The following is a 13,430-nucleotide window of genomic DNA, read 5'->3' on the forward strand; positions in this document are numbered from 1 at the left end:
GCGGCACCAACCCATTAATTAACATTCTATGATTATGAATTCTAAAAAGTTTTTATCTGTGGCTGTGGCTGCGCTGCTCTCATCGGGAGCTTTGGCGCAGACCGAGAAGAAGGCCTACATGGTTGCCGATGCCCATTTGGACACGCAGTGGAACTGGGACGTGCAAACCACTATTCGCGAGTACATAAAAAGTACGCTCGATCAGAACTTGATGCTCTTGAAGCAGTATCCAAGTTACATTTTTAATTTCGAGGGTGCCGTTAAGTACAGCTGGATGAAGGAGTACTATCCGTTGCAGTTTGCCGAGTTGAAACACTATGTGGCCAATGGCCGCTGGCACCTGACCGGTAGCGGCTGGGATGCCAACGAGGTGATTATCTGCTCGCCCGAATCGTGGTTGCGTAACATCTTGCTGGGTCAGACGTTCTACCGTCAGGAGTTCAATACAGAGAGCACCGATGTGTTCTTGCCCGACTGCTTTGGCTTTGGTTACACGCTGCCCACACTGGCAGCTCACTGCGGCTTGATTGGTTTCTCGTCGCAGAAACTGGTGTGGCGTACCAATCCCTTCTACGAGGGTGGCAAGCGTTATCCTTACACCATTGGCCTGTGGCAGGGTATCGATGGCAGTCGCATCATGATGACCCACGGTTTCAATTACAGCCAGCGTTACAACGACGAAGACCTGTCGCAGAACCAACAGTTGCTGCGCGAGATAGGTGAGAGTCCGCTTGGTCAGGCCTATCATTACTATGGTACTGGCGATATCGGTGGTTCGCCCACCATCGCCTCAGTGCGTGCTATCGAGAAAGGTATCAAAGGTAGCGGCCCGATTAAGATTGTGAGTGCTACCAGCGATCAGATCTACAAAGATTATCTGCCTTACGACAAGCACCCTGAACTGCCAGTATTCAACGGTGAGTTGCCTATGGACGTTCATGGCAACGGCTGCTATACTTCGCAGGCAGTCATGAAACTGTATAACCGTCAGAACGAACACCTGGGTGATGCGGCTGAACGTACAGCAGTGATGGCCGACTGGCTAGGCGCTGCCAGCTATCCAACTGATGTGATGACCGATACGTGGAAGCGCGTCATCTGGCATCAGTTCCACGATGACCTGACTGGTACCAGCATTCCCCGTGCCTACGAGTTCTCGTGGAACGATGAGCTGCTGGCACTCAAGAAGTTCTCGGATGTGCTTACACACAGCGTTTCGGGCATTGCCCGCCTGATGGACACACGCGTTTCGGGGCAGCCTGTTGTGGTTTACAACAATGAAACTACCCCCGTCCGTGCCATCGCACAGGTAGAAGTGAAAGATAACCGCGATTACCGTGTAACCGATGCTAATGGTCGTAGTGTGGCTTCGCAGGTAGTAGAGCGCGATGGTAAGCGCGTGCTGCTGTTCGATGCCGATGTACCTGCTACTGGTATGGCTGTATATGGTGTTAAGGCTGCTGGCAATAAGAAGATGGCTGCCGCCACCGCAGGTCGAACCATCCAGTCGTCGCGTTATCAGCTTACCGTAGATGATTTCGGTGATGTTGTATCTCTCATCGATAAAAAGAATAACCGCCAGCTGGTGGCTAACGGAAAAAGTCTGCGCCTGGTGGTGTTCGACGACTGTCGTTCAGAGAGATGGCCTGCTTGGGAAATCCTGAAGCGCACACTCGATAAGACTCCGTTGCCTGTTCACGATGCTGTAGAGATTTCCATCCAGCCTGGCAGCCTGCGACAGACTTTGGTTATCAAGAAGAAATATGGCGAGAGCGACATCATTCAGCGCATCCATCTGTACGAGGGTGCACAGGCCGATCGTATCGACTTTGAGAACGAGGTCGACTGGCGTTCGCTTAATGCCCTGCTCAAGGCTGAATTCCCACTTAGTGTGGCTAATGCTGAGGCTACCTACGATATTGGTTTGGGTAGCGTACGTCGTGGCAACAACCGTGATAACAGTTTCGAGGTGTATGCCCACGAGTGGACCGACCTGACCGACCGCAAGGGCGACTATGGTGTAACCTTGCTTAACGATTCGCGTTACGGTTGGGATAAACCCGCCGACAACACTCTGCGTTTGTCGCTGCTCTATTCGCCACAGCCAGGTCGTAGCTATACCTATCAGGCCCGTCAGGACTTCGGTCATCATGTGTTCACCTACAGCCTGGTGGGTCACGAGGGCGCACTTAATGCTGTAGAGGCTGTATGTGAGGCCGACCGTTTGAATAGTCCGCTGCGTACGTTCCATGCCGATCGTCATGCAGGTACATTAGGTAAGCAGTTCTCGTTCGTCAGCTCTGATAACAAGAATGTAGTGGTTCGTGCCCTGAAGCGTGCCGAGGTGAGTGATGAGTATGTAATACGTGTGTACGAGATGAGTGGCAAGGGTGCCCAGCAGGCTCGTATCACTTTTGCTGCCCCAGTGGTTAAGGCTGTTGAGGCTGATGGTACCGAGCGCACCATTGGCGAGGCTGCTACCGATGGCGGCTCGCTGGTAGTAGATATCAAGCCTTACAGCGTGAAGACCTACAAGGTGCTGTTGGCTGACACAAAGCAGCAGACTGCTCCCGATGTGCAGCAGCTGGCTCTTGATTTCGATCGCCATTGCTTCAGCTTTAACGAGTTCCGTACCTCGGGCAATTTCGAGGGTGGCTGCAGCTATGCTGCCGAGTTGCTGCCCGACGAGGGTATCACCGTAGGCGATATCCCCTTCACCTTTGGCGAGAAGGATGCTGCTAACGGTGTGACCTGTAAGGGACAGACCATTCAGCTGCCTGCTGATAAGGATTACCGCCACGTATATCTGCTGATGGCATCGGATAAGGACGACCGTCAGGCTGCGTTTACTGTTGGTGGCAAACAGCAGCAGGTGAGTGTACCTTACTATACAGGCTTTATTGGCCAGTGGGGCCACGATGGTCAGACCGTGGGTTACCTCAAGGATGCCCAGGTGGCTTGGGTAGGCAGTCATCGCCACTCTGGTGCCGGCGACGAGCCTTACGAGTTTACCTATATGTTCCGTGTACGTTTGGATATACCGAAAGGTGTACGTCAGATTAAGTTGCCCGAGGATGAGCATGTGGTTATCTTCGCGGCTACAGCCGCCAACGATATCGCTGATGCAACCGTTGCAGCACCATTGTTTAAAACCTCAATCCTGCCCACCACACTAAAGACAGCTGCATCTGCCCAGGCTCAGGTAAACCTGCTGCGCGAGGCTAAGGTTATCGCTGTTTCGGGCGAGGCCAACGACGATGAGCGCGCCACCCTGCTGACTGATGGTGATCCTAACACCAAGTGGTGTGATCCGCAGGCTGCTCCTAATTATGTGGTATTCGATTTTGGTAAACCTACCACTATCACGCGTTGGCGTGTGCTGAGTGCTGCTTGTGAGCAGTCGGCTTATATCACCCGTACCTGTCTGCTTCAGGGGCGTAATAGCGATACCGAAGAGTGGCAAACGCTGGATATGTTCGAAGGCAATCGCAACAACTACACCGATCGCAGCTTCACAGCTACCAGCGTGCGCTATCTGCGACTCTTTGTGATAGCTCCTACACAGGGCCAGGATTCTGCCGCCCGCATCTATGAGTTAGAGGTTTATTAAATACAAAAAAGAGAGCTGATGTTTGTCAGCTCTCTTTTTTCGTTTGTGACCGCAATTATTTCTTTGTATTTGGCAGGTCGGCTGTGCGGGTAAGTTCAAAGTCCATAGCCGAGAACCATTTGGCGTGACAAGTTTCTCCTGTGAATTCTGAATCCGACGATATGCCGTAGGCTATTGAGTCACCTGCTACCACAATGCTATCAATGGTGATGGGCTTCCATCCCATTCCGTTTTCATTCTCGTTAACGGGGATGGGCTGCAACAACTTTTTATTGCCCATGGCATAAACAAAAGTGCCAGGACCCTCGGCTCGGGCATAGCATGTAAGCTCGTAAATACCAGGCTCGACCTTTTCCTTGCGCTCGGCTTGGAATACCTCCTCGCAGCGATTGTTAAACACATCCATAAAACGAACGTTGTCGAACTCCTGACTATCCAGGCCATAATACGTGTAATGATCGCAGTTCTTGGCTTTTATCAGATTCCAGTTACCACGGCGCAGGAAATCGGCATCATTCTCATTCATTTTTATCCCCTGATAGGTGGTGGTTGTATCTATTTGGTAACGATCCTGGTAATAGTCATAATGATAATTGGCAATGGTGATCCCCAAGGGCACTGCAATGCACACGGCGGCAACCCAAAGCACGATGTTTACGATACGCTGAATAACACCCATAGGGCGGATCTTGCCAGTGAGTGAGAGTACCAAGTGGATAATGGCATAGATGGGCAGAAGCAATACCAGGAACAGGGCGATTACAAAGATGATGAGCATCTTGGGGTTACTAACCCATGCGCCTTCTAGTCCCATAGCTCCGAGGCTGAACGGTAGGGTGCTGTTTAATGGCAGCACCATCGCACTAACCGTAGCAATGAGCACGCCGAAGAATCCGAGTGACAGGGCAATGCACACGACGATTGAAATGATAACGACAAAGGCTATAACAATTTTCATAAGGATGATGAACAACAGACGCATAAAGCCGGGACGCTGCACGTGCTGCTTTTCGCCCTCAACCACTACATCTGCCAGGTTCTGCGGCGTAACATCCTTGCCCTCCATCTGCAACAGCTGCTCGGGTGTTCTGGCTTCGGGAATGACGAGTGCCAACACAAGATAGATAAAGATACCCACGCCATAGCAGAAGGTAAACAATATCATCAGGAATCGCCAGATAACAGGGTCGGTATTGGTATATACAGCAATACCAGACATGACACCTGCCAGCATCTTATCCTTGGGGTTGCGATACAGTTTTTTGCCAGCTGTACGTGCGCGTACATTCTCATAAATCTTCTGTCCAGCCGAACGGGCCTGTTCCTCCCAGTTGGTGCCGTTGCTTTCATGTTGCTTCTCGCCATCCTCGCCTGTAAGCTCTTCGGGCTTGCCGATACGGGTGATGATTTCCTTTACATGCTCGATGGTGATGGCCTCGACGCCTTGCTGGCGCAGTTCGTCGAAGAGTTCGGCGATGCGGCTCTCGATGTCGTCCACAATCTCATCGCCCCCCTCCTGTTTGCCAAACGATGAACGGAGCGAGTTAATGTACTGCTGCAGCAGCTCGTAGGCATCCTCGTCTATCTGAAACAGACGTCCACACAGGTTGATGGTAATATTCTTCTTCATTTTGATTCTAATAATTTTGGTGTAACATTCTTTAGATAATTAATGGTGTTAGTGAGTTCCTGCCAGGCTCCATCCAGCCCTTCGAGAAACTTTTCGCCCTCTTTGCTCAAGGCGTAATACTTACGAGGCGGTCCTTGGGTCGACTCCTGCCATTCGTACTGCAGTAAACCATCGTTCTTAAGTCGGGTTAATAGTGGGTAGAGTGTACCCTCCACCACCAGTAGCTCGGCATTTTTCAGTTGTTGGATAATGTCGCTGGCATATGAAGGGCGATGCTTCAAGAGTAGCAGTACACAGTACTCAAGCATGCCTTTACGCATTTGCGACTTTGCATTTTCAATGTTCATATCTTTACCGTTTTAAAAGATTTCTGCGGCAAAGATAAGCAAAAACCTAGTACCTTGTATAACAAAGTACCAAGTTTTTGCAAGGAATTATATCTATTTAACAATTAGGCCGTTATTTGAGAACGAGTAGGGGAGGCTGTTCTCATTAGTGCCTCGCTGCTGGTTGGGCTTCGACGACAAACGATAATCGATACGACCACCCTTCAGCAGGTCGGTGTGTTCCAGGTAGTTCTTGTCATAGGTAGCACCATTCACGCTCATCTCGCTTACGTAGCAGTTCTCTGTACTGTTATTATCGGCATTGATAACCAGTGTATTGCCGTTGGCCAGATGCAGGGTTACTTTATTAAAGTAAGGTGTGCCCAGTGCATACTGCCCTGAACCTGGACAAACAGGATAGAAACCGAGGGCTGAGAACACATACCAGGCCGAAGTCTGTCCGTTGTCCTCATCGCCGCAGTAGCCATCTGGTGCGGCCTGATACATGCGGTCCATCACCTGACGAACCCAGTACTGTGCCTTCCAAGGCTGTCCTGCCCAGTCATACAGATAAATCATGTGTTGGATGGGCTGGTTACCATGGGCATAGTTGCCCATATTCATGATCTGCATCTCGCGAATCTCATGAATCACTGCACGATAATAGCTCTCGTCGAAAACAGGTGGCAGGTTGAACACAGAGTCGAGCATACTCACAAAGTTCTCCTTTCCCCCCATCAGACGAATCAATCCAGCAGGATCGTGGAAAACCGACCAGGTATAGTGCCATGAGTTACCCTCGGTAAAAGCATCGCCCCACTTCAGGGGGTTAAACGGACTCTGGAAGGTGCCGTCCTCATTTCTGCCGCGCATCAAACGGGTTTCCTTGTCGAACACTTTCTGGTAGTTCAAGGCACGCTCCTTATAAGGTCTTAGTTCTTTCTTAGATTTGCCGAGTGCCTGTCCTAAACGATAGATACACCAGTCGTCGTATGCATATTCTAAGGTGCGAGCTACATTTTCCTTGATGCCTACATTATAAGGCACATAGCCCAGTCGGTTATAGTATTCAAATCCCAGTCGGCCTGTGCTTGATACCTGAGGATGGACGGCATTGGCACCGTGCTTTACAGCCTGCCAGAGTGTCTCCACATCGTAGCCACGCATGCCTTTCAGATAGGCGTCGGCCACCACCGAGGCCGAGTTGTTGCCCACCATGCAGCCGCGATGACCAGGACTGGCCCATTCTGGTAGGAATCCACTCTCCTTGTAGGTGTTTACCAGTCCCTCCTGCATCTGCTGACTCATCTCAGGATAAACCAGGTTGAGTAGTGGGAAGAGCGAACGGAAGGTATCCCAGAAACCGGTATCGGTGAACAAACGTCCACTGTGTACCTGTCCGTCGAAAGGACTGTAGTGTACAATCTCGCCCGTCTTGTTTGCCTCGTGGAACATGCGGGGAAAGAGAACCGAACGATACAAGCAAGAATAGAAGGTGCGCAAGTGATCAACATTGTTATCTTCAACCTCCAGACGACTTAGGATAGTGTTCCAACGCTGACGACCATCATTGCAGACGGTATCGAACGAACGCCCGGTGACCTCCTTCAGGTTCTGTCGGGCCTGCTCGGCGCTGATGAACGATGAAGCTACACGTAGGGTCACAGTCTCGCCACGAACTGTCTGGAATCCTACTATTGCACCGGCATGATTACCTTCAAATTCGCGTTTGTCGGTCTGTATCTTGCCATCTGCTACTGTAGAGAAGAATGTGAACGGCTTGTCGCTCTCAATCACAAAGTAGTTCTTAAAGTTCTCAGGTACGCCGCCACTATTCTTGGTGGTATAACCCTCAATGTGGCAATCGTCGATAATGCTTACCATCGAACCTTTATCAAAAGCATCCACTACGATGCGTGACTCTTTGGAGTCGGGGTAAGTGAATCGCATCTCAGCGGCACGTTCAGTGGGTGTTACCTCGGCTGTGATGTCGTAATCAGCCAGATACACCTTATAGTAATACGGACGGGCCGTTTCGGCCTTGTGCGAGAACCAAGAGGCACGCTTGTCTTCATCGAACACGGTGCCAACAGTGGGAAGGATGGCAAACTGTCCGTAGTCGTTTATCCAGGGCGAAGGCTGGTGGGTCTGCTTCAATCCACGAATCTTACTTGCGTCGTAGGTATAAGCCCATCCGTCGCCCATCTTTCCTGTCTGAGGCATCCAGAAATTCATGCCCCAGGGGAGTGCGATGGCAGGGTAGGTGTTGCCAGTTGAGAGTGCGTGGTTTGACTGTGTGCCTACCAGCGTGTTAACATAATCAACAGGCGTAGTGGCTGCTATAGCACTGCCCCCAAGGAGCAGTGCCACAACCAAAAGGCTCTTTCTCAGATTCTTTCTCATACTAACAATATTACTTTACTAACAATCTCATCCAATAACCACCAATAACCGAGCGGGCCTTGAAGCCAACCATCATTCCGGTCTTTGTCTCGTGCCAGTCGCTGATGGGAACACGCGACTGGGTCTCGTCTATATATTTGTAGATAGGTTCCACAAACTTCAGGAAGGTATCCTTATCGTTGGCCATCGCTGCACTCCACATAATCCAGTCGGTCTTGGTATAATCCTTACGGATGTCGAGTGGCAGACCGTAGGTATTCTGCTGCTTCAGGTAGTAGTTTACCTCGCGCTGCATCACCTCATCGCCAAACAGGTTGGTGTTCCACAGCTTGTCCCAGATCATATTGTACTTCTGACTCCAGGTGTTCTGACGGTCGAATGCCAACTTGTAGTGATCGCCCTCGCGAGCATCGGCCTCCCATTTCTTAGCCATCTGGCGGGCGCGGTTCATATAGCGATCGGCAGTAGCGGCATCACCCTTTATGCGGGCCATCAATGCGTAGCCTGCCACGCCCATAATGGCTTTAACCGAGAGGTTACAGTTGTGAGGCCAGTGACCAGCAAAGTCGTCGGTACACAGCTGGTTAGAGGGATCTTGTCCGTTCTCTACCAGATAGTCGGTCCACTGGGTCAGAATGTCCCAATAGGGCTTTACGTAATCGATATTACCGTCCTGGATACAGAGCTGGGCTGCCAGGGTCAGCATATTACCTGCCTCTTCGATTGGCATGTCGCCACCATATACCTGTCCGTTGGCAATGGGGTAGGTACCCAGGTCGTGAGCAGCAAAGGGTTTGGTCCAGCGACCAGAGCGACTATACTCGAAGATACTGGTCATCATGGCCTTCTGCAGGTCAGGGTTGTAAGCCAGGAAGAGTGGGGCCGAAGGATAGGTCAGATCCACGGTGTTCACACAACCGTTAGAGTTATTCTCCTTCGAGAAGTACAGCAGGTGTCCCTCGTTGTCCTCGAACAGCTTGTGTGCTGCCAGCACGTGACGATAAGAGCCTGAGAGAATTTCGGCATAGTGGGCGTTACCCACCTTCAAGGCATCGTCGTAAATCTGTTTATCCATGGCGCGGCAACGCTCCATGATACTCTTGTAATTACGGTTCAGCTTATTGAAAGCGTCGAAGATATCTACCTTGCCACCATGTGCCCAGTAGGCCTTGTAGCGCTGGTACATATACTCGATATCCTCTACCTCGTCGTAGCCTATCAGCGAGAACGATGCCTGTGGCTGCTGGTCAACCTTGCCAAAGTTATGCACATAGGCCAGCACAGGGGTGTCGTTCTGCTTGTACGCACGCACCAGCTGCTGTCCGCAGCTCAGGTCGCCCTTGGTCATGAAGCCATTGATAATGTTGTTGTAGCTGTCGAGCGAAACCTTTCCATTGAAGTCGGCTACATACAGATAGCCCCAGTCGATGCCGATGCCATCGCCTTTCTTGGCGAGGATGGGCTGGTCGATGGTTCCTGTCTTGAGATATTTTACGCCATTCACAGATACCACCGATGACTCTGTGGGCTGATGAGACTTGTTGGTGGCTATTTGTGGACTTGCCAACAATGCAAACTGCACATCATGCTTCTTGCGGTCAAGGCTCTTTACCTGATAAGAAACATACGAAACGGGGGTAGAGAGCAGGTCGAGATCGTCAATCAGCATGGGCGATGTGAACACTACATCCAGTGCTACCGGACCGCAGGTAAATGTGTAGTAGGTTGACGTGGCCATCACGTCGACGCTCTTCTGTACGGCTGTTTTAACCGCGGTGGCCTCGATGCCGATGTTGGCATACAATCCAAAGTCGGCATAGGCACCGCCCGCGTTATTATACACGTGCAGGGCCATCACGTTACGTCCCTCGTGCAGCAGCTGCTTCTGCTGGGCATTCAGACGAACCGACTCATTGAATACGGCGTCCATACGACCTGTTGCCACCTGTGTGCCGTTGATATACAACTCACAGGCATCATCGTGTGAGTACAAGGCATAGAGGTCGCCCTTCAAATCCTCGGCTGTGAGGTTAATCTCACGGCGGATATAGATGTCGCTGTGCTCCTTGCTCCAGCCAGTGCGAATGTTGTCGCCTGCATTACCAAATGCAGCGCGGCCTGTCTGCCAGCCATTGGCCTTAAAGTCGGGCATCTGCCAGCCATCTGCCTGTTTGGCCTCGGTGTACTGGCCCTCCCAGGCAGCCTCATCGCTCATAGGGGCAAGTGCCTTCAGCACCTTATGCTCCTTGTCGCCCATAAAGCGATAGGTGGTGCCATCTACACGAAGGAGACCTTCCAGCGGTTTCTCGTCGCCAGTCCAAAGACGTGTGTTGCCTTCGGTCAACTTGTCGTAGGGCGACCAGATGGAGAAATAGGGATCGTTAACCACAATGGGTACTGCAGGGAGTCGGAGCGCTGTAGCCTTGTAAGGCGTGAAGAGCTCAGATTGGGCAAAGGTGCTGGCTACTGCCAGCGCCATGCCTAATACGGAAAAAACTTTTTTTATCATACTTGTTTAATTATGTGTTATGGAATAATAACTTCCAGTGGTTCGCTGTAGTTCCAGCGACGGGTGCCACTGCCTCGCGGCGTGTCGTAATTGATACGGGCGGCAGCACGCACAAAGACATGATAGCCTGATGGGATGGTCTGTCCGGCAGCCGAGCGGATGGTGATAGGCTTGCCTTCGAACTCATCAAAACTGTCGCCAGTATAGTTGATCTGACTTGACCAGCGCTGGTCGCGAGCACGGTAGCCAACACTCGACGACATCGATACAAACAGCTGAATGTCGGTAACGTTTGTGAAGTCGTTGCTGTAACCGCCCATCGGTTCAACCATATTGCGGAATTCCTCTTTACTAGTAGCACGAGTAACTTTTACCTTGGCTGTTATCTGACCGTTAGATACTGATGGCGTTTCAACGAACTCCACCTTCAGGAAGGGGTGTACCTCGAACTTCACTTTGGTTGTACCTGAAATCTTGCCATACCAAGTATCGTCGGAGATCACTGTTCCATCGTCGGTATCACGGTATATAGGTATAAACGGACCGTCAATGCGAATATTGTATTCTCCATCGAAAATCTTTGTGTTTCTGAAGGTTCCATCGGGACGACAATAGAAATCAGGATTGTGATCTACGTTATCACCATAGCTCAGTTCGGTCAGACGTACGCGGATACCCTCAGAACCTTGATCGGTCAGTACGGGTTCGCCAGTCTTGGCATCTATTACCACACCCTCGATGGTCTCGCCTGGCTCTTCGTAGTTGTCAATCTCGAAGGCATCGCAGGCAGTAAGTGCGAATGCTGCAAACAGCAGGCTCGAAAAATATCTGAATGTTTTCATTGTTTTCTGTTTTTTATCTGTTATTATCATTGTAGATTATCTGTTAGGCTGCTGATCGATGACCGGACTCTTTGATACTTCGCCACCAGGGATAGCAAAATAGTAGTCGATGGCATTGAACTCGCTTTCGTTCTGTCCCAGATACTGGTAGTGGTAATCGAAGAAATACTTACCTGACTGGGCCGACATGTAAGGGAAGAGACCGTGGAAACGGTAGCGGCTGTTGTCGCTGTAGATATCCTTATCGCGTGTGATACCCCAGAATCCGTCGCGGTTGTCGTAATCCTGTACACGCCAGCGGCGCAGGTCGTACTTGGTCTTCTGTTCAAAGGCCAGCTCCTTGCGGCGCTCCTTACGTACGATGTTACGGCTCTTCTCGTTAGATGTCAGATCGGTGCTGATGATGTTGGCACCAGCGCGCTCCTGGATGGCACGGATAGCCTCGGTGGCTTCGGCCAGCATGTTGGTGCCATCGGGTGAGTCTATTCCCTGCAGTGAGAGCTCAACAGCTGCTTCGGCAAAGTTCAGCAGCACCTCGGCATAGCGCATCAGGATAAAATGCTGGTCGCATACACCCTCGCCACTACGGGCATCGCTACCCTGATAGAGCCATTTACGAGAATACATACCGGTAACACCACCCTCGGCCCAGCTGTAGAAAGGACCATCGGCACCTGTAGCCTGTGTTTTTACGCCTTTCACGTCAACAGTCTCTATGGTACCTTGGTTCGGACACATATAGAGTGTCTTGGGCTTGTCGTTGTAGGCCTTCAGAGTCTGGGGCCCCTTGCTGGCATTTCCGTATGAGTAATCAGCACCTGGATCGGTAGAGAACAGAGGCTTGATGGGCTCAGAGCCAGTATAGATACCCTGACGAATCTCGATGACCTTACCACGGAACACATCGCCAGGTACGATAACCTGAGCACGCAAACGTGGTTCGGCATTCTTAAAGAAGTCGAAGGGACTATCGTACAGCACATAGTTGCCCTGTGCGTCGGTGGTCTTGATAGAGCCATCAGCATTTACGGGGATACCATCAAACAGCGAGATGAAGTCGGCTGTAGGACAGGTACCACCCGACAGAGGTGAGTGGATGGTACAGGGTGTGTTATACGAATCGTAAGAGTGAACATAGGTAGGATAACTGTACTCGCGTGTCTGGATGTTCTCTGGACTGTCGGAATCGGATAGCATGTTTACCATCGACTGCATGATAGCATCCTTGTTGCCAGCCTCCCAACCTTTCTTATAAAGGGAGTATCTGCCGCTCTTGATAACCTCATGGGCAGCCAGATAAGCCTCCTTGAACCACTGGTTGGCCAATTTATCAGCCTGAGCATCATCAAACCCCATCACACGTACGCCTGTCTTCTGTCCAACACCTGTCAGATGACCGGTAACCGTTTTGTTATACTTGGCTACACATGCGGCATAGAGGGCTGCTTCCGACTTCCACGAGAGGGCCACATATTTGTTGGCATAACCATCCTTCAGACTGATGGGACCCATCAGCTCTGCAGCCTTGTCGTAGTCGGCCAGAATCTGCTTCCAGGTGTCCTCCTCGCTCGAGCGTGGTACTTCCAATTCATCGCTCTCAGCAGGATAGTCGATAACTTTTGTAACCAAAGGAATACCACCGTAACGACGGGCCAACGCATAGAAAATGGTGGCACGGCAATAGTAAGCATCGCCCAGATACTGGTTGAGTGTGGGCTCAGGCAGACTGCTGGCCTTTGCAGGCAGATCGTTGATAAGCTGATTGATCTGGCGTAGTGTTCTGAAAGCCTGACTCCAGTAGGGATTAGCCTCGCTTCGCCATGCATTCATGAATCCTTCGCGGCCAACGCCCTCGCCGATACCCTCGGTACCAAAGCTAACAAGCCATCCGTTGTTGGTGAAGCCTTCGCTGAAACGGTACTTAAAGTCTTCGAAAGGCATATTACTATAGATGTTGGCAAAGTAAATATCAAGGCCTGACTCATCGCCGAGCAACTGATCTTCGGTTACCACATTATTGGGGGGTACATCAAGACCTACGCATGAGTTAAACAGAAGGGCGATGCCGGCTGCCATGATGAATATAATCTTTTTCATATCTTTTCTTTCT

Annotated in this window: 7 protein-coding genes; 1 reads left to right on the top strand and 6 read right to left on the bottom strand. The window is 50.9% G+C overall.

Going from position 1 to position 13,430, the window contains the following annotated elements:
- Window positions 1-34 precede the first annotated feature (34 nt).
- On the top strand, window positions 35-3,610 hold the full coding sequence (locus T500_RS0102880; protein WP_028906872.1) for a glycoside hydrolase family 38 C-terminal domain-containing protein: 3,576 nt from the start codon (window positions 35-37) through the stop codon (window positions 3,608-3,610).
- Window positions 3,611-3,665: 55 nt separating this feature from the next.
- On the opposite strand, the gene T500_RS16270 is transcribed toward T500_RS0102880, so the two are convergent.
- The 6 genes from T500_RS16270 to T500_RS0102910 form a co-directional block, all read right to left on the bottom strand.
- A complete protein-coding gene (locus T500_RS16270; protein WP_028906873.1) occupies window positions 3,666-5,240 on the bottom strand; it encodes a PspC domain-containing protein in 1,575 nt (524 codons plus the stop codon).
- The gene (locus tag T500_RS0102890; RefSeq protein ID WP_028906874.1) at window positions 5,237-5,587 is read right to left on the bottom strand and encodes a PadR family transcriptional regulator; all 351 of its coding nucleotides are present in this window, start codon (window positions 5,585-5,587) and stop codon (window positions 5,237-5,239) included. The genes T500_RS16270 and T500_RS0102890 overlap by 4 nt, the downstream gene beginning before the upstream one ends.
- A 93-nt stretch (window positions 5,588-5,680) precedes the next feature.
- Complete coding sequence (locus T500_RS0102895) at window positions 5,681-7,957, bottom strand: GH92 family glycosyl hydrolase (protein WP_028906875.1); 2,277 nt, start codon at window positions 7,955-7,957, stop codon at window positions 5,681-5,683.
- Window positions 7,958-7,979: 22 nt separating this feature from the next.
- Window positions 7,980-10,475 (bottom strand): glutaminase family protein, encoded by a 2,496-nt coding sequence (locus T500_RS0102900; protein WP_028906876.1) that lies wholly within the window; start codon window positions 10,473-10,475, stop codon window positions 7,980-7,982.
- 20 nt (window positions 10,476-10,495) lie between these two features.
- The gene (locus tag T500_RS0102905; RefSeq protein ID WP_028906877.1) at window positions 10,496-11,320 is read right to left on the bottom strand and encodes a DUF3823 domain-containing protein; all 825 of its coding nucleotides are present in this window, start codon (window positions 11,318-11,320) and stop codon (window positions 10,496-10,498) included.
- A 36-nt stretch (window positions 11,321-11,356) separates the two neighbouring features.
- Window positions 11,357-13,417 carry a RagB/SusD family nutrient uptake outer membrane protein gene (locus T500_RS0102910; protein ID WP_028906878.1) on the bottom strand — a complete coding sequence of 687 codons (2,061 nt, stop codon included), beginning with the start codon at window positions 13,415-13,417 and terminating at the stop codon, window positions 11,357-11,359.
- Window positions 13,418-13,430: the final 13 nt, after the last annotated feature.

Origin of the sequence: Xylanibacter ruminicola Ga6B6 (genome assembly GCF_000687715.1) — a bacterium.
GTDB lineage: Bacteria > Bacteroidota > Bacteroidia > Bacteroidales > Bacteroidaceae > Prevotella > Prevotella ruminicola_B.